Here is a 15,087-nt window from a genome sequence, read left to right as displayed (position 1 = left end):
CAAATTTGAACACTGTGCCCCATTCAAAGAATTGGTCCCTGGCCTCAGGAGAATCCTCATGAGCAGCACCTTCGTCGGCGCAAGCGTCCGCACCCGCGTGCGGATTCCGCTGACCTTCGCCGACGGCTACTCGACGACCGCGCAGGCGGTCACCTTCGACGGCCTCGCCGACGGCCGCGAGCACGTCGCCCTCGTCCTCGGTGAAACCGACCTCGGCCCGGACGGGCCGGCCACGCCGCTGGTGCGGCTGCACTCCGAATGCCTCACCGGCGACGTCTTCGGCTCCGCCCGCTGCGACTGCGGACCGCAGCTGCGCGAGGCCGTCGAGCTCATCTCCGGCACCGGCGGCATCCTGCTCTACCTGCGCCAGGAGGGCCGCGACATCGGCCTCTACAACAAGCTCGACGCCTACGCGCTGCAGGACTCGGGCCTGGACACCTACCAGGCCAATACCGAACTCGGCTTCGACGAGGACGCCCGCGACTACACCGCGGCCGCCCAGATGCTGACCGCCCTCGGCGTCGGCGAACTCGACCTGCTCACCAACAATCCCGACAAGGTCCGCCAGCTGACCGCGCTCGGCGTGACGGTGCGCGACACCGTCCCCACCGGCGTCCACGCCACCCCCGACAACCTGCGCTACCTGCGCGCCAAGGCCGAGCACACCGGGCACACCATCCGGCTCGTCGGCTGAGCCGACCATCCAGCTCCGTGGCTGAGCCGACCATCGAGTTCTGTGGCCGAGCCGACCATCGAGTTCCGTGGCTGAGCCGACCATCCAGCTCCGTGGCTGAGATCGAGAGGAAATCCCATGTCCCAGGCCGTGACTCACGAGCGGACGGACCGCATGCCGGTGCTCTACCTGAGCCACGGCGCACCGCCCCTGGCCGACGACCCGATCTGGCCCGGCCAGCTCGCCGCCTGGTCGGCCGAACTGCCCAGGCCCACCGCCATTCTGGTGGTCTCCGCGCACTGGGAGGACGCGCCCGTCACCCTCGGCGCGACCACCACAGTGCCGCTGCTCTACGACTTCTGGGGCTTCCCCGAGCACTACTACCGGGTCCGCTACGCCGCCCCCGGCGCTCCGGACCTGGCCGCGAAAGTCCGTGCGCTGCTGGGCAGTCCGGGCCGGCCGGTGCACGAGGCGCCGACCCGCGGCCTCGACCACGGCGCGTACGTGCCGCTCGTCGAGATGTACCCCGATGCCGACATCCCGGTCCTGCAACTGTCCCTGCCGACCCTCGACCCGGTCGGCCTCTACGACCTGGGCCGCCGTCTCGCCCCACTGCGCGACGAGGGCGTCCTCATCCTCGGCAGCGGCTTCTTCACGCACAACCTGCGCGAGGCGAACTTCTCCATGCCGGCCGACTTCGCGCCCGGCTGGTCCCGGGAATTCGATCACTGGGGTGATGAGGCACTGGCCGCCGGTGACATCGACGCCCTGCTGGACTTCGAGCACGCCGCCCCCGACGCTCGCCGCGCCCACCCGCGCACCGAGCATTTCGCGCCGCTGTTCGTGACCCTCGGCGCGGGCGCGGACGAACTGGCCACGCAGCATACCGCCATCGACGGCTTCTGGTACGGAATGGCCAAACGCTCCATCCAGATCGGCTGATCCGGGCGGAGCCTGCGCTCAGTTCCCCTGGCGGGCAGCGTCGTTCGGCCCGACCCGGGCAGCGCCGTACGACCCGACCGGCGGATCACACGTCTGCCCGCCGCCGTAGAGCTCGATCTTGTAGTCGAGGACCACCAGGGTGGACTGCAGTTCCTCGATCTGGGCGAGGACTTCGGCGCGGGTCCGCCGGAACATCTCGAGCCGCTCCGGATAGGTGTGCTCCCCGGCCCGCACCAGCTCCGCGTACTTGACCATGTCGGCTACCGACATGCCCGTGCGCCGCAGTTTCCCGATGAACCCCAGCCAGTCCAGATCCCGGTCGCTGAACCGGCGCTGGCCGGAGTGGTCGCGGCCCACGTAGTCCATCAGGCCGATGCGCTCGTACCAGCGCAGGGTGTCCCGGGTCAGGCCGCAGCGATCGGAGACCTCGCCGATCGAATATCGCGGCCGTTCGCGCTCCACGGTGTCCTGCGGTGCCGGATTGCGCTGTTGTACCGGTGCTGCGCTCATCGGTCTCGCCCCTTCCTGCCGAACCATCCACGACGTTAGTGGGTTGGAGTGCACTCCAAGCAAGCCTACGGGCGTGCGACGTCGAGGGCGTGGGTGCGCGAAGTTTCGATGTGCGGCTCGACCGGCCCGTTTCGCGCCTACTCTGGGGTCATGGCTGGAAAAGACGTGGATCGGATCAGGGCCCGCTCGGCCCTGGAGACGGCCAAGGAACAACCGGTGATCACGGCCATTGCCGCGCTGCCCGTGGTGGCGGTGCTGGGCGTGGTGTGGTGGCTGCTCGGCTTCTGGCCGGCGTTGCTGCTCCTGCTGATCTTCGGTGGTGTCGTGGTGTGGAAGGGCAAGCTACTCGGCTGAGCCCGGCCCTTCCGAGGTCGCCGGGCCTATCGCGGCACGTGGAATCGCACCAGTTCACCCGTGCCCGGGTCGGCTGCTGCCCATGGGCGGTCGAACTCGATGACGGCCAGCGCCGAGGTGGGGAATTTCGCGCTCATCTCCTCGGCCGGGCCCGAATGCCGGTTGGCCGCCAATTCCCAGGCCGTCCAGGGCATTCCGGGGGAGTGGCCGATGACCAGCAGGGTTTCCACGGCATCGTCGGTGAGTTGCAGCATCTCGATGATGATGTGCGGGGACGCCTCGTAGATCGAGCTCTCGAACGTCACCGGCGCGGTGATGCCGGTGGCCGCCAAGGTCTCCCGCGTTCGCGTCGAAGTGGAACAGAGGACGGCGTCGATCTCCGGCTGGGTGGCGCGCAGCCAGTCACCCGCCAGTGCCGCCTCGCGCCGCCCGCGCGGGGCCAGGGGTCGCTCGTGGTCCTGCACGCCCTCGGGGTATCCGGATTTGCCGTGCCGCATCAGGATGAGAGTCCGCACCATAGGCATTACGGTAGGGGGCCTCGAGTGCGCCCGGGAGACCGGTCTCACAGCGGTGCACGCCGGTGCCGACGTGAGACAGTGCTCACACTCGAGGCACACTGAAGGTGGCGACACATCGCAGTGCCGACACCCGATGGAACGCCGCCTATATTAGAACGTGTTCTACCGACCCTGCTCGACCCCGAGCGGAGTATTACACGCGACAGTTTCGAGGATCTGCGAGATATGGCCTATGTGATCACGCAGCGTTGTTGCAACGACGCCAGCTGCGTACCCGAGTGTCCGGTCGATTGCATTCGTCCCACGCCCGAGCAACGCGAGTTCGCCACCACCGAGCAGCTCTACATCGACCCGGACACCTGCATCGACTGCGGCGCCTGCGTCGACGCCTGCCCGGTCGACGCGATCTTCTCCGAGGACGATCTACTCGCCTCGCTGGCGCGCTTCAGCGATATCAATGCCGCCTACTTCCAACGGCATCCGCTGGAGTCGAACTTCGAGCCGCTGGTCGCGCCGTCGCGGGCGCCCAAGGAACTGGGCACGCTGCGGGTCGCCATCGTCGGCGCGGGCCCGGCCGCCTGCTACGCCGCCGAAGAGCTGCTGCGCCGCGCCGATGTCGAGGTGGAGCTGTTCGACCGGCTGCCCACCCCGTACGGCCTGGTGCGCGCGGGCGTCGCCCCCGACCACCCGGGCACCAAGTCGGTGGCCGGCCTGTTCGAGTCGGCCTTCCGGCGCGAGGCGCTGCAGTACCGGTTGAATGTCGAAGTCGGCAAGCACATCTCGCACGAAGAGCTGCTCGCCCACCACCACGCCGTCATCTACGCCGTCGGCGCGGCCACCGACCGCCACCTCGGCATCCCCGGCGAGGACCTGCCCGGCAGCCACTCCGCCACCGAGTTCGTGGCCTGGTACAACGGCCACCCGGACTTCGCCGACCGCGAATTCGACCTCTCCGGCGAGCGCGCCGTCATCGTCGGCAACGGCAATGTGGCGCTCGACGTGGCCCGCGTGCTCACCGTCGACCCGGACGAGCTGGCCAAGACCGATATCGCCGACCACGCCCTGGATGCGCTGCGCCGCAGCAACATCAAAGAGGTCGTGGTGCTGGGCCGCCGCGGTCCGCTGCAGGCCGCCTACACCTCGCCGGAGTTCCTGGCGCTCACGCACCTGAAGGGCGTCGACATCATCGTCGACCCCGAGGACCTGGTCCTGGACCCGGCCTCGCAGGCCGAGCTGGACGATCCGGAGGTCGAGCCCTCGCTGCAGCTCAAGTACACCCTCGCCCAGGAATACGCCGCCGGTTCCCGCAACCCGGACAACAAGCGAATCGTGTTCCGCTACCTGGTCTCTCCCACCGCCATCACCGGCGATGGCAGGGCCGAGGCGGTCGAGTACGTGCACAACGAGCTGGTCGAGGAGAACGGCCGCACCGTGGCCCGCGCCTCGGACCGCACCGGCACCGTCGAGGCGTCGCTGGTGCTGCGCTCCATCGGCTACAAGGGCGAGCCCGTCGCGGACGTGCCGTTCGACGAGTCCGCCGGCGTCATCCCCAATGACAAGGGCCGAGTCCTGGCCGCCGGCAACCCCGTTGCGGGCGTGTACGTCTCCGGCTGGATCAAGCGCGGCCCGCGCGGCGTCATCGGCTCCAACCGCATGGACTCGCAGGAGACCGTCGACCAGCTCATCGAGGACTTCACCCAGGGCAAGCTCGCTGCCCCGCAAGCCGGTCGCGCCGGGCTGGAGGCCCTGCTCTCCGAGCGCCAGCCCGACCAGATCGGCCGGGACGGCTGGAAGGCCATCGACGCCGCCGAGAAGACCGCGGGCAAGTCCGCGGGCCGCCCGCGCGTGAAGTTCACCAGCGTCGAGAACCTCCTCAAGGCCGCCAAGGGGTAAACCCAACTCTCGGGACTCTCAGGGGCTTCGCCCCCGAACCGCCAGGGACATCGGGGGCTCTCCTCGCACCCCGAGGGATGTCGGGGCTCAGCCCCCGCGCCCCGAGGGGCGTCGGGGCCATGCCCCGGACTCCCAGGGACATCGGCGCCCGGGGGGTGGGGCTGATCACCCCCCCCCAACGGCTGTGGCCCCACCTGTAATGGGTTGGGCCACAGCCATTTTGGCGTCGGGGAGTCAGCTCGCGCCGAGGTTGATGAGGAGGCCGTCCTTGGTGCACAGGGAGGGGACGGCGGGGTCGGGCTGGGCGTTGCAGGACCAGCCGTTGATGGTGGCGACGTCGGTGTCGCTGACCTGCTGGACGTAGGCGGTGGCGACGGTGATGGCCTCGGTGCAGCCGGGGATGCCCGCCTGGTTGGCGTAGGCGATGACATCGGCGCCCTGGCCATCGGCGCCGGTAATCCCTCCGCTTTCGCAGTTGCGCCACCGGCTCAACTGAGCAGCATCCGATTCGGCTCGGCAGTATCGAATTCAGTTGGGCGGTATCGGATTCAGTTGGGCAGTATCGAATTCAGCTGGGCAGCGGCCCGATGCGCACCGCCGTGGTCGTCACCCCGCCCACCACGAACCACAGCCGCAGCGCCGCCGGATGCCCGGTCCGATCGCCCGGCTCGTACCGGCTGCGCACGCTGACGTGCTGGCGCGCCAGCACCGGCGCCACGTACTCGATGACCGCGCGATGCGGCCCGGCCACCAGCTTCGGGTAGTCGACCAGGTACTGCTCCACCGCCTGCCAGTAGGCCGCGTTGTTCACGTGGTTGTACTGGTCGATATCGGTGGCGCGCACCGGGAACGGCAGATCCACATCCGATTCCGGCGGCGTGGGGTCGGTCAGCCAGGGCCGCCAGCGCAGCCGGTGCTGATCGGTAGTGCGGGCGAGTTCGGCCAGGCCCTCGTCGCTGATCCGGGTCGGCATATTGGTGAACTCGTTGATATTGATCCAGAACCCTTCGGTCTCGATCAGACCGCCGTTCTCGCTGGTGATCCGCACCCGCATATTGGTCCACCGCGTCGACATGGCCGAACACCAGCGCCGTAGTTCCACCCGGTCCGGCCAGTGAATGGGCCGCACCACGTCCACCACGGTGCGCCGCACGATCCAGGCCGGATCCGTCCGATGGAAGAATCCGGATTGCATTTCCTCCCAGGCGATGTCCTGGAGGTAGCGGGCCACGGCATCGAATCGCAGCCGTTGATAGGGATCCACGTCGCCGGCTCGGACGGGCCACGCGGAAGCGAAGCCCATGCCCTCCTGGGGAAGCGGGGCGAGTGGCTCATCGAGTGACACTGGTGCTCCTCGCGCTGCACGGTGTGCCGCATGTCTTTCCAAAAGCACCGGTGAGGTGCCTACTGACCGAAGTCCGTGACATGACTCTACGGGGCGTGCGGGACACACTCACGTCGAGTCACCTGTACTTCTGTTCGGGGAACGACAGTGTTTCTCGGCTGCGGAGATCAGTCCAGCCGAATGGGAAACGGCACTGTTCGGGGCTTGACGGGGTCGTCGCGCACTGTGGCCGTCATCGGCGGAAGGACTGTGCCGCTATCGAGGGAATGACAGTGCGTCATACGGCCCGTAGCCTTTCCTGTTGTATATCCAGCGGCAGGGAGGACGACGCAGGGTGGCCGCAGGGGCGAGGGCCGGTTCGCGGTTCGGGCAGTACGAGTTGCGGCGGCTGCTCGGGGTCGGCGGCATGGGCGAGGTCTACGAGGCCTACGACACGGTGCGCGACCGGGTGGTCGCGGTGAAACTGCTGGATGTCGATCTGGCGCGGCAGCCCACCTACGTCGAGCGCTTCCGCCGCGAATCCCGCACCGCCGCCAAACTCCAGGAACCGCACGTCATTCCGGTGCACGACTGGGGTGAGGTGGACGGCGTCCTGTTCATCGACATGCGGCTGGTGCGCGGCCGCGACCTCAAGGCCTACCTGCACGACGAGGGCCCGATGGCGCCCGAGCAGGCCGTCACCGTGGTGGAGCAGGTGGCCGCCGCACTCGACGCCGCCCACGAGAGCGGACTCGTGCACCGCGACGTCAAACCCGCCAATATCCTGCTCACCGGCGAAACCTTCGCCTACCTGGTGGATTTCGGCATCGCGCACACCGAGTCCGACGTCCAGCTCACCCAGACCGGCAATGCCATCGGCTCCTTCGCCTACATGGCCCCGGAACGCTTCGAGCACAATGCCTCGGTCTCGCCCGGCGCCGACATCTACGCGCTGGCCTGCGTGCTCTACGAATGCCTCACCGGCGGGCCGCCGTTCCGGGTGGAGGGCAATCTCGCCACCATCCGCGCCCACATGCTCACGCCCCCGCCGCGGCCCAGCGTCCGCGCCGGGGTCCCGGTCGGCCTGGACCAGGTGGTCGCCATCGGTATGGCCAAGGATCCGACCCGGCGCTACGCCACCGCCGGGCAGCTCGCCCGCGCCGCCAGGGCCGCGCTGATGCGGGCCGGCCACGGCGAGCCCACCCGCACCACCGTGCCGCCCGCCCCGCCGACCGTCGGCTCCCCGGCCGTCCCGCCCGGGCACTCCGGGCCGAATTACCTCGACCAGCCGTCGGGCTCCGTCGAATACCCGCGTCCGGGTCACCCGTCCGGGTCCGGCAATGTCCCCGGGGGCGCTCATCCCTCGGGCCCGGTGGATTACCCCCGCGGCGGCCAGATTTCCGGCCCGCACACGGGGCCGGGCAACAACCAACCGACCGTGCTGCGCCCGATTCCCGCCGGGCAGGCCGGGTACCTGCCCGGTCACGCGCCGTACGAGAACCCGGCAGCGTCCTATGCGGTAAACCCCGCAGCGGCGCCCTACGAACACCCGGCCCTGCCCCGCGAGCACCCCTCCGCGCCGCTGCCGTTGCCGCCCAGGCAGCGCAACAACCTGCCGCTGCTGGTGGGCGCGCTCATCGGGGTGGTCCTGGTGCTGGGCGCGGTGCTCGCGTGGGCACTGCTGTCCGGCAAGACCGGTGGCAACGGTGCCGGCGGCGTCACGACGGTCACCGGTCCGGCGCAGACCACCGCCGCATACACCTCCGTGACCACCGCCCGCACGACCGCCCCGACCACCACCCTGGTCCCACTCTCCGGCACCGTATCCGGTACGGACACACAGGGTTTCACCGCACAGCCGCCGCGCTGCAATGCCGACGACCCGGCCATGGCCATCGGCCGCACCGACAAGTCGCGCCTGGTGGTTTGCCGTACCGCGACCGGCCGTTTCTACTACAAGGGCGTCCGCATCAGCGACAATGCGGGCATCCAGCTCGACGACCCGGTGCCCGACGGCACCGGCGGTTACACGGTCACCAATCCCACCGACGGCACGCAGTACCGGATCACCGCCTACAGCCTGGTCATCACCACCGGCGGTCAGGTCGCGGCCAATGAGTCCATGATCGAATACGCCCATCGCTGAGCCTCGGCGACCGAATTCCTTCGTGCCCGCCGAATGATGTTGTTGCTCTCCGACTCCCAAGGCGGCAACTGGTTTCGGAATGTTCGGGGTAACTCGACGGGTACGCCCGGAATTGTTCCGGCACCACCCGCAGGCACGGGTACGAAACCGGCAACGGCTCTCAGCCGTCCGCTGAAGGCACACGGGGAGGCGGGGGGTGCTACGTTCGGCTGGTATCCGCCGGTGGATTGATCGGAGTTGATCGAGAATGCGCGCAGCCGTGGTGAGCAAGCTGGAAGGCCCGGAGGCCATCGAGGTTCTCGAGATTCCCGAGCCGGCGGGGTATCCGGGCGGCGTCGTCATCGACGTGCACGCGGCCGGGATCGCCTTCCCGGATGTACTCATGACCCGCGGCCTGTACCAGATGAAGCCGCCGCTGCCGTACGTCGTCGGCTGCGAGGTCGGCGGCATCGTGCGCGAGGCGCCGGAGGGCTCGCACGTGCGGCCCGGCGACCGGGTGGTCGCGCTGACCCTGCTCGGCAACGCGGCCGCGGAAGTCGCGGTGGCGCCGGCGGAAATGGTCTTCAAACTGCCCGACAATGTCTCGCTGGAGTCCGGGGCGGGCGTGCTGTTCAACGACCTGACCGTGCACTTCTGCCTCCGCAACCGCGGCCGCCTGGCCCCGGGGGAGACCGTGCTGGTGCACGGCGCCGCCGGCGGCATCGGCACCTCCACGCTGCGCATGGCGCAGGCGCTGGGCGCTGGGCGCGTCATCGCCGTGGTCAGCACGGAGGAGAAGGCCGAAGTCGCCCGGGCCAACGGGGCCACCGACGTGGTGCTCACCGACGGCTGGCTGGCCGCGGTCAAGGAACTCACCGGCGGCCGCGGCGTCGACATCGTGCTCGACCCGGTCGGCGGTGACCGCTTCACCGACAGCATTCGCTCGCTGGCTTCGGCCGGTCGGCTGCTGGTGGTCGGCTTCACCGCGGGCGACATCCCCACCGTCAAGGTGAACCGCCTGCTGCTCAAGAACGTCGAGGTGGTCGGCGCGGCCTGGGGCGAGTGGGTCATGTCCCACCCGGGCTACCTGCAGGAACAGTGGGCCGAGGTGGAACCGCTGCTCGCGAACGGCAAGATCACCCCGCCGGAGCCCGTCCTCTACGCCCTCGCGCACACCGCCGAGGCGGTCTCCGCCCTCGACAAGCGCACCGCCACCGGCAAGGTCGTCGTCACCCTCCGCTGACCCGGTGCGATCGCGCGCGAACCGGGTGCGGCTCACGTAGCGTCACCGATCGTGAAGCTGTCCAACCGGGTGCTGAACCGGACCCTGCTCGCGCGTCAGCATCTGCTCGAGCGGTCCGGGCTCGGCGTGCACGAGCTGTGCGACCACCTCGTCGGCCTGCAGGCGCAGGACATGCTGCCGCCGTTCGTCGCATTGTGGAGCCGCACAGCCGATTTCGATCCCGAGATGGTGTCGAAGGCCCTCGACGACCGGTCGCTGGTGCGAATCACCCTGATGCGCGGCACCATTCACCTGGTCACCCCGCCCGACGCGCTGCGCATCGCCCCGCACATCCACCCGGAACTCGAAAAGATCCCCTTCCGCAAGGGTTTCAACTTCGGCGCGCTGGTCGGCCTGGATCCCGAGGAGGTGCGCGCGCAGGGGGAAGAGGTACTCGGCGACGAGCCGACCCCCGCCGCGACGCTGCGCGAACACGCTGCCGCCCGGTACCCGGACCGCGATCCCGGCGCGATCGTGCAGGCCTGGCTCTACCAGCTCCCCGTCCTGCAGACCCCGCCGCGCGGCCGGTGGGGCGACAGCAGCCGCCCGGTCTGGTCCCGCGTGCGACCCTGGCTCGGCGCATCCCTCGACCCCGGCTACCCGCTGGAGGAACTGCTGCTGCGCTATCTGCGCGCCTTCGGTCCCGCCACCACCATGGACATGCAGACCTGGTCCAAGCTCACCGGTATGAAGAAGGCCGTCGAGAAGCTCGGCGACCGGGTCCGCACCTACACCGACGACCGCGGCCGCACCCTCTACGACGCCGCCGACGCCACTCTCGCCGACCCGGATCTGCCCGCCCCCGTCCGCCTGCTCGGCTGGTACGACAACGCCATCCTGTCCCACCAGGACCGCACCCGCATCGTCCCCGACGGCAATGCCCCGCCCCTGCGCGCCTTCGCCAACCAGGTCTCCCCGATCCTGATCGACGGCTTCCTGTCGGGCGTCTACAAGGTGTTCGCCAAGGGCGACACCGCGTCGCTGCGGATCAGCCCGCACGCCAGGTGGTCCCGCGCCGACCGCGCCGCGGTGGAGGCGGAAGCCGCTGCCCTGCTGTCCTTCTCGGAACCGGACCGCAAGCCCGTCGTCGAAATCCTCGATCCCGGAGCGGACCTGCGCCTCTGACCATGGACGCGTTCCGGATTCTCAGTGCGCGGCGCGGTATGCCGGCGCCTTGCTCGACCCGGACGGGGTGAGCGTGCGCAGCAGTGGCAGGGCGCGCTGCGGGACGACGGTGGACAACACCACCACGCTGTGCGACCGCACCACCGAGCTGGTCCGGTCGATGCTCAGCAGGACCGCCTGCAAGCCGGCGTGCGAATCCGCGCCGATCCGGCACAGCACATCCCCGGAACCGGTGGTGGCATAGGCCTCCAGCACCCCGGGGATGGCGTCGAGGTCGGTGGCGACCGCTTCCAGCGCGCCCTGCGCGATCTCCAGCGTCACGAACGCCTGCACATCGAAACCGGCCGCGGTGACATCGATCTGCGGATCGTAGGAGGAGATCACCCCCGCCTCCTCCATGCGCGCGATGCGCGACTGCACGGTGGCCCGGGCGACCCGGGTGCGGCGGGAGAGTTCCAGAATGCCCGCCTTCTGGTACTCGTGCATGGCGGTGAGGATGGCCAGATCCAGCTCATCCAGCCGGGCGGGCGTGCGGGACATGGCGGAACCTCCGCTCGTGAGTTCGCTGCTATTCAAATTGTCCAGCACCCGGCGGCAGATGGTGGTGCAATTCACCAGAGTGTCCAGTGGAATTCGGCGATATTGCCTAGTCGCGCCGCTGGGCCTTTCCTGGGCACATGAGCATCGACGCAGGACACCACGGCAGCGCCCACGCCCGCCCCGGGTTCGCTCGGGCCCGATCCGGCGACCTGCCCGGCGACGACGAACTCCGCCGTCTCGTCGGCCTGGTGGACCACGATGCCGCCGCCGACCCGTTCCCGGTGCTGGGCTGGGACGCCATCGTCTGGGTGGTCGGCAATGCCACCCAGACCGCGCACTACCTCCAGTCGGCCTTCGGCATGCGGCTGGAGGCCTACTCGGGTCCCGAAACCGGCAATCGTGACCACAAGGCGTTCGTGCTGCGCAGCGCCGGCGCCCGATTCGTCGTCAAGGGTGCGGTGGATCCGGCCAGTCCGCTTGTCGCACACCACGATCTGCACGGCGACGGGGTGGTCGACATCGCGCTCGAGGTCCCGGACGTGGACCGCTGCATCCGCCGCGCCCGCGCCCAGGGCGCCACCGTGCTGGTCGAACCGCACGACGAGATCGACGACTACGGCACCGTCCGCACCGCCGCCATCGCCACCTACGGCGACACCCGGCACACCCTCGTCGACCGCTCCCGCTACTACGGCCCGTACCTGCCCGGCTACGCCCCGCGCCGCTCCGCCTACGCCCCGCGGGCCGGGCAACCCCGGCGCATCTTCCAGGCCATCGACCACGTGGTCGGCAATGTGGAACTCGGGCGCATGGACGAATGGGTCGAGTTCTACCGGCGCGTCATGGGTTTCGAGAACATGGCCGAATTCGTCGGCGACGACATCGCCACCGAGTACTCCGCCCTGATGAGCAAGGTGGTCGCCAACGGCAACCACCGGGTCAAGTTCCCGCTCAACGAACCCGCCCCCAGCCGCAAGCGCTCCCAGATCGACGAGTACCTCGAGTTCTACCGCGGACCCGGTGTCCAGCACATCGCGCTGGCGACCGGCGACATCCTCGCCGCCGTCGACGTGCTGCGCCGGGAGGGCATCGAATTCCTCGACACCCCCGACAGCTACTACGAGGACCCGGAACTGCGGGCCCGCATCGGCCACGTCCGCGTCCCGGTCGCCGAACTGCAGCGCCGCGGCATCCTGGTCGACCGCGACGAGGACGGCTACCTGCTGCAGATCTTCTGCAAGCCCATCACCGACCGGCCCACCGTCTTCTTCGAGCTGATCGAACGCCACGGCTCCCTCGGTTTCGGCAAGGGCAATTTCAAGGCGCTCTTCCAGGCCATCGAGCGGGAACAAGAGGCACGCGGAAACCTCTGAGCTGTGCCCAATTTGCCCTCCGCTTCGCTCCGGGCGGGTTCGCGGCGCTGGAGGTCTCGTTCTTCTCTCCCTCCGCTCAGTCCAGAACGAGACGCGCCGCGAACCATGGGGTTTCGCTATCCGCGCAACGGCTGCTCCTGGCTGCGCACAGTAGAGTCGGGTCCATGCGAATGGCGTCCGCGGTTGTCACGGGGTTGAGCCTCGCGCTGCTGGTGTCGGCGTGTGGGGGGAAGAGCGATTCCGGCGACGAACCGGGGTTCCACCCGCCGCAGAAGGTGGCGGCGCTGGGCCCGTTCGTCGGGGAGTGCGGCCACCTCACCGACGACGAGGTACGCGACCTGGGTGGGCTCGGCACCCTCACCACCGTCTTCAAGAACTCGACCGGCTGCAACTGGCAGGCTGGCGGAATCAGTTCCTCCAGCGTCACTTTCGCCTCCTACCGCGGCAGCCCCATCGATCGCGAGAAGGCGTGGGTCGCCAGCGTGGGCCGCACCCCGGACACCATCGAGGTGGGCGGGAAGAAGGGCTTCCAGGCCCTCGACCCCAGCAACGCCGTCTGCGATCTCGCGGTGCAGCTGGACGACGACTTCTTCGAATGGTCCATCTCCTACGGCGTATTCAGCAGCGGCAACCTCGGCAACCCGTGTGACCGCACCCGCAAGATGGCCGAACTGACCGTGCAGCGGCTCGCATGAGGGGGACCGGAATGTCAGGTCGATCCAGGCGGGTGCGCGGCGCGATCGCCCTCTCGGTGCTGGCCCTGACCGCCGCGCTGGGCGGCTGCGGCAAGACCGTCCCCGGCAGCGCGCTGCCCGCGGGCGGCACCACCGGCACCGGCACCGGCGGAACCTCGCGCATCAACACCAATTTCGACAAGCTGCTGCGCGAATGCCAGGTGGTCGCCCAGGACGACATCGCGAAATCGGTGGGCGACAACATGTATGTGGAGCCGTCCTTCAATGGCGCGGTCTGCATGTGGAACCTCACCGGCGGCACCGCCGGCAGCGGCATGGTCACCCTCAGCTGGTACGAGCTGGGCTCGCTCAACAACGAGAAGCAGAACAACGACCGCCTGAAGTATGTGACCAACGACATAACCGTGCAGGGCCGCCGGTCGGTGGAAACCCGTCGCCCGAACGATCCGGACTCCTGCGGCGTGAGCGCGCCGGCCGCGGATACCGGCATCGTCGGCTGGTGGGTCAACTACCGCAGCGGATCTCAGCATGCGGACCCCTGCGACGCGGCGCGCAAGCTCGTCGAGTTGACGTTGAATCTGGCTCGATAACGGCTCTACCAGCCCCGGTGGGGGGACCCTCTTTTGCCCCTGAAAGAGCCGACGAGTATCGTGGACCGCTGTGCCCGGAGCATGCGGGCAAGTTGATGTGCAGTACGTAGGCCAGCGAGAGCGGCTGACCGTTTCAGCATGCCTTGAAAAAGGCCTCTGAACTGTGCACGACACGCCCGACCTCGTGGAGACGAAATGCCATGAGAACAGGGCGGAAAGCTCGAATGACAAAGACATGAAGTTCCAGACACCTGGTTACTAAAAGGAAAGCCGGTCTATGCCAACCATCAACCAGCTGGTCCGCAAGGGTCGCCGCGACAAGGTCGCCAAGACCAAGACTGCGGCCCTCAAGGGGAGCCCGCAGCGTCGTGGCGTGTGCACCCGCGTGTACACCACGACCCCGAAGAAGCCGAACTCCGCGCTGCGTAAGGTCGCGCGTGTTCGCCTGACCAGCGCGGTCGAGGTCACGGCTTACATCCCTGGTGAGGGCCACAACCTGCAGGAGCACTCGATGGTGCTCGTCCGCGGCGGTCGTGTGAAGGACCTCCCGGGTGTGCGCTACAAGATCATCCGCGGCTCGCTCGACACCCAGGGTGTCAAGAACCGCAAGCAGGCCCGCAGCCGCTACGGCGCCAAGAAGGAGAAGAGCTAATGCCGCGTAAGGGTCCCGCTCCCAAGCGTCCCCTGATCAACGACCCGGTCTACGGCTCGCCCCTGGTGACGCAGCTGGTCAACAAGATCCTGCTGGACGGCAAGAAGTCCACCGCCGAGCGCATCGTCTACGGCGCCCTCGAGCAGGCTCGTGAGAAGACCGGCACCGACCCGGTCGTCACCCTCAAGCGCGCGCTCGACAACGTCAAGCCCGCCCTCGAGGTGAAGCCCCGCCGCGTCGGTGGCGCCACCTACCAGGTGCCGGTCGAGGTTCGTCCCGGCCGCGCCAACACCCTGGCGCTGCGCTGGCTGGTCAACTACTCCCGCGCTCGTCGCGAGAAGACCATGATCGAGCGTCTGGCCAACGAGCTGCTGGACGCCAGCAACGGCCTGGGCGCTTCGGTGAAGCGTCGCGAGGACACCCACAAGATGGCCGAGTCCAACCGGGCCTTCGCGCACTACCGCTGGTGACCTGTGGCCCGGCCCTCCGTT

The 15,087-nt window shown here is 68.8% G+C and carries 17 protein-coding genes; 12 read left to right on the top strand and 5 right to left on the bottom strand.

Translation table 11 applies throughout. The annotated features are described in order from the left end of the window. The first annotated feature begins 58 nt into the window (after positions 1-58). Both ribA and ACFXIV_RS11010 read left to right on the top strand, forming a co-directional pair. Complete coding sequence (gene ribA / locus ACFXIV_RS11015) at positions 59-694, top strand: GTP cyclohydrolase II (protein WP_379399488.1); 636 nt, start codon at positions 59-61, stop codon at positions 692-694. A 117-nt stretch (positions 695-811) separates the two neighbouring features. Further along, the gene (locus ACFXIV_RS11010) at positions 812-1,615 is read left to right on the top strand and encodes a dioxygenase (RefSeq protein WP_379399487.1); all 804 of its coding nucleotides are present in this window, start codon (positions 812-814) and stop codon (positions 1,613-1,615) included. 18 nt (positions 1,616-1,633) lie between these two features. Here ACFXIV_RS11010 and ACFXIV_RS11005 read toward each other — a convergent pair whose 3' ends face one another. Continuing rightward, entirely contained in the window at positions 1,634-2,125 is a 492-nt protein-coding gene (locus ACFXIV_RS11005) for a MerR family transcriptional regulator (protein ID WP_379399486.1), read from the bottom strand. A gap of 150 nt (positions 2,126-2,275) precedes the next feature. Between ACFXIV_RS11005 and ACFXIV_RS11000 the strand changes: the two genes are divergently transcribed. Further along, positions 2,276-2,479 (top strand): hypothetical protein, encoded by a 204-nt coding sequence (locus tag ACFXIV_RS11000; RefSeq protein WP_354836509.1) that lies wholly within the window; start codon positions 2,276-2,278, stop codon positions 2,477-2,479. Positions 2,480-2,505: 26 nt separating this feature from the next. Here ACFXIV_RS11000 and ACFXIV_RS10995 read toward each other — a convergent pair whose 3' ends face one another. After that, on the bottom strand, positions 2,506-2,997 hold the full coding sequence (locus ACFXIV_RS10995) for a SixA phosphatase family protein (protein ID WP_379399485.1): 492 nt from the start codon (positions 2,995-2,997) through the stop codon (positions 2,506-2,508). 225 nt (positions 2,998-3,222) lie between these two features. Between ACFXIV_RS10995 and ACFXIV_RS10990 the strand changes: the two genes are divergently transcribed. Then, on the top strand, positions 3,223-4,890 hold the full coding sequence (locus tag ACFXIV_RS10990; RefSeq protein WP_379399484.1) for an FAD-dependent oxidoreductase: 1,668 nt from the start codon (positions 3,223-3,225) through the stop codon (positions 4,888-4,890). A 234-nt stretch (positions 4,891-5,124) separates the two neighbouring features. On the opposite strand, the gene ACFXIV_RS10985 is transcribed toward ACFXIV_RS10990, so the two are convergent. Next, a complete protein-coding gene (locus ACFXIV_RS10985; protein ID WP_379399483.1) occupies positions 5,125-5,382 on the bottom strand; it encodes a hypothetical protein in 258 nt (85 codons plus the stop codon). Between the two features lie 76 nt (positions 5,383-5,458). Continuing rightward, a complete protein-coding gene (locus ACFXIV_RS10980; RefSeq protein ID WP_379399482.1) occupies positions 5,459-6,235 on the bottom strand; it encodes an acyl-[acyl-carrier-protein] thioesterase in 777 nt (258 codons plus the stop codon). A gap of 334 nt (positions 6,236-6,569) precedes the next feature. Between ACFXIV_RS10980 and ACFXIV_RS10975 the strand changes: the two genes are divergently transcribed. The 3 genes from ACFXIV_RS10975 to ACFXIV_RS10965 all read left to right on the top strand — a co-directional run bounded on the left by ACFXIV_RS10975 (position 6,570) and on the right by ACFXIV_RS10965 (position 10,746). Further along, a complete protein-coding gene (locus ACFXIV_RS10975; protein ID WP_379399481.1) occupies positions 6,570-8,360 on the top strand; it encodes a protein kinase in 1,791 nt (596 codons plus the stop codon). A gap of 247 nt (positions 8,361-8,607) precedes the next feature. After that, the gene (locus tag ACFXIV_RS10970) at positions 8,608-9,582 is read left to right on the top strand and encodes an NADPH:quinone oxidoreductase family protein (protein WP_379399480.1); all 975 of its coding nucleotides are present in this window, start codon (positions 8,608-8,610) and stop codon (positions 9,580-9,582) included. 51 nt (positions 9,583-9,633) lie between these two features. Next, entirely contained in the window at positions 9,634-10,746 is a 1,113-nt protein-coding gene (locus ACFXIV_RS10965; RefSeq protein WP_379399479.1) for a winged helix DNA-binding domain-containing protein, read from the top strand. Between the two features lie 21 nt (positions 10,747-10,767). Here the strand turns inward: ACFXIV_RS10965 and ACFXIV_RS10960 are convergent, their stop codons facing one another. Then, positions 10,768-11,286 (bottom strand): Lrp/AsnC family transcriptional regulator, encoded by a 519-nt coding sequence (locus ACFXIV_RS10960; RefSeq protein ID WP_379399478.1) that lies wholly within the window; start codon positions 11,284-11,286, stop codon positions 10,768-10,770. Between the two features lie 137 nt (positions 11,287-11,423). On the opposite strand from ACFXIV_RS10960, the gene hppD reads away from it, so the two are divergent. The 5 genes from hppD (at position 11,424) to rpsG (ending at position 15,066) form a co-directional block, all read left to right on the top strand. After that, a complete protein-coding gene (hppD, locus tag ACFXIV_RS10955) occupies positions 11,424-12,659 on the top strand; it encodes a 4-hydroxyphenylpyruvate dioxygenase (protein WP_379399477.1) in 1,236 nt (411 codons plus the stop codon). A gap of 164 nt (positions 12,660-12,823) precedes the next feature. After that, positions 12,824-13,354 (top strand): DUF3558 domain-containing protein, encoded by a 531-nt coding sequence (locus tag ACFXIV_RS10950; protein ID WP_379399476.1) that lies wholly within the window; start codon positions 12,824-12,826, stop codon positions 13,352-13,354. A gap of 11 nt (positions 13,355-13,365) precedes the next feature. Then, a complete protein-coding gene (locus ACFXIV_RS10945) occupies positions 13,366-13,944 on the top strand; it encodes a DUF3558 domain-containing protein (protein ID WP_354836489.1) in 579 nt (192 codons plus the stop codon). Between the two features lie 277 nt (positions 13,945-14,221). Further along, the gene (gene rpsL, locus ACFXIV_RS10940) at positions 14,222-14,596 is read left to right on the top strand and encodes a 30S ribosomal protein S12 (RefSeq protein WP_014353064.1); all 375 of its coding nucleotides are present in this window, start codon (positions 14,222-14,224) and stop codon (positions 14,594-14,596) included. Beyond that, positions 14,596-15,066 carry a 30S ribosomal protein S7 gene (gene rpsG / locus ACFXIV_RS10935; RefSeq protein ID WP_030517120.1) on the top strand — a complete coding sequence of 157 codons (471 nt, stop codon included), beginning with the start codon at positions 14,596-14,598 and terminating at the stop codon, positions 15,064-15,066. Before rpsL ends, rpsG begins: the two co-directional genes overlap by 1 nt. Positions 15,067-15,087: the final 21 nt, after the last annotated feature.

Source organism: Nocardia sp. NPDC059236 (assembly GCF_042754085.1).
Classification (GTDB): Bacteria; Actinomycetota; Actinomycetes; order Mycobacteriales; family Mycobacteriaceae; genus Nocardia.
The sequence above is the reverse complement of the archived record's forward strand: the minus strand, read 5'-3'. Positions and strand labels throughout refer to the sequence as shown.

What these genes read in the sequence shown, in the direction of transcription:
- ribA (WP_379399488.1), top strand. Translation starts at nt 59, where the DNA reads ATGAGCAGCACCTTCGTCGGCGCAAGCGTCCGCACCCGCGTGCGGATT.
- ACFXIV_RS11010 (WP_379399487.1), top strand. Translation starts at nt 812, where the DNA reads ATGTCCCAGGCCGTGACTCACGAGCGGACGGACCGCATGCCGGTGCTC.
- ACFXIV_RS11005 (WP_379399486.1), bottom strand. Translation starts at nt 2,125, where the DNA reads ATGAGCGCAGCACCGGTACAACAGCGCAATCCGGCACCGCAGGACACC.
- ACFXIV_RS11000 (WP_354836509.1), top strand. Translation starts at nt 2,276, where the DNA reads ATGGCTGGAAAAGACGTGGATCGGATCAGGGCCCGCTCGGCCCTGGAG.
- ACFXIV_RS10995 (WP_379399485.1), bottom strand. Translation starts at nt 2,997, where the DNA reads ATGGTGCGGACTCTCATCCTGATGCGGCACGGCAAATCCGGATACCCC.
- ACFXIV_RS10990 (WP_379399484.1), top strand. Translation starts at nt 3,223, where the DNA reads ATGGCCTATGTGATCACGCAGCGTTGTTGCAACGACGCCAGCTGCGTA.
- ACFXIV_RS10970 (WP_379399480.1), top strand. Translation starts at nt 8,608, where the DNA reads ATGCGCGCAGCCGTGGTGAGCAAGCTGGAAGGCCCGGAGGCCATCGAG.
- ACFXIV_RS10960 (WP_379399478.1), bottom strand. Translation starts at nt 11,286, where the DNA reads ATGTCCCGCACGCCCGCCCGGCTGGATGAGCTGGATCTGGCCATCCTC.
- hppD (WP_379399477.1), top strand. Translation starts at nt 11,424, where the DNA reads ATGAGCATCGACGCAGGACACCACGGCAGCGCCCACGCCCGCCCCGGG.
- ACFXIV_RS10950 (WP_379399476.1), top strand. Translation starts at nt 12,824, where the DNA reads ATGCGAATGGCGTCCGCGGTTGTCACGGGGTTGAGCCTCGCGCTGCTG.
- ACFXIV_RS10945 (WP_354836489.1), top strand. Translation starts at nt 13,366, where the DNA reads ATGTCAGGTCGATCCAGGCGGGTGCGCGGCGCGATCGCCCTCTCGGTG.
- rpsL (WP_014353064.1), top strand. Translation starts at nt 14,222, where the DNA reads ATGCCAACCATCAACCAGCTGGTCCGCAAGGGTCGCCGCGACAAGGTC.
- rpsG (WP_030517120.1), top strand. Translation starts at nt 14,596, where the DNA reads ATGCCGCGTAAGGGTCCCGCTCCCAAGCGTCCCCTGATCAACGACCCG.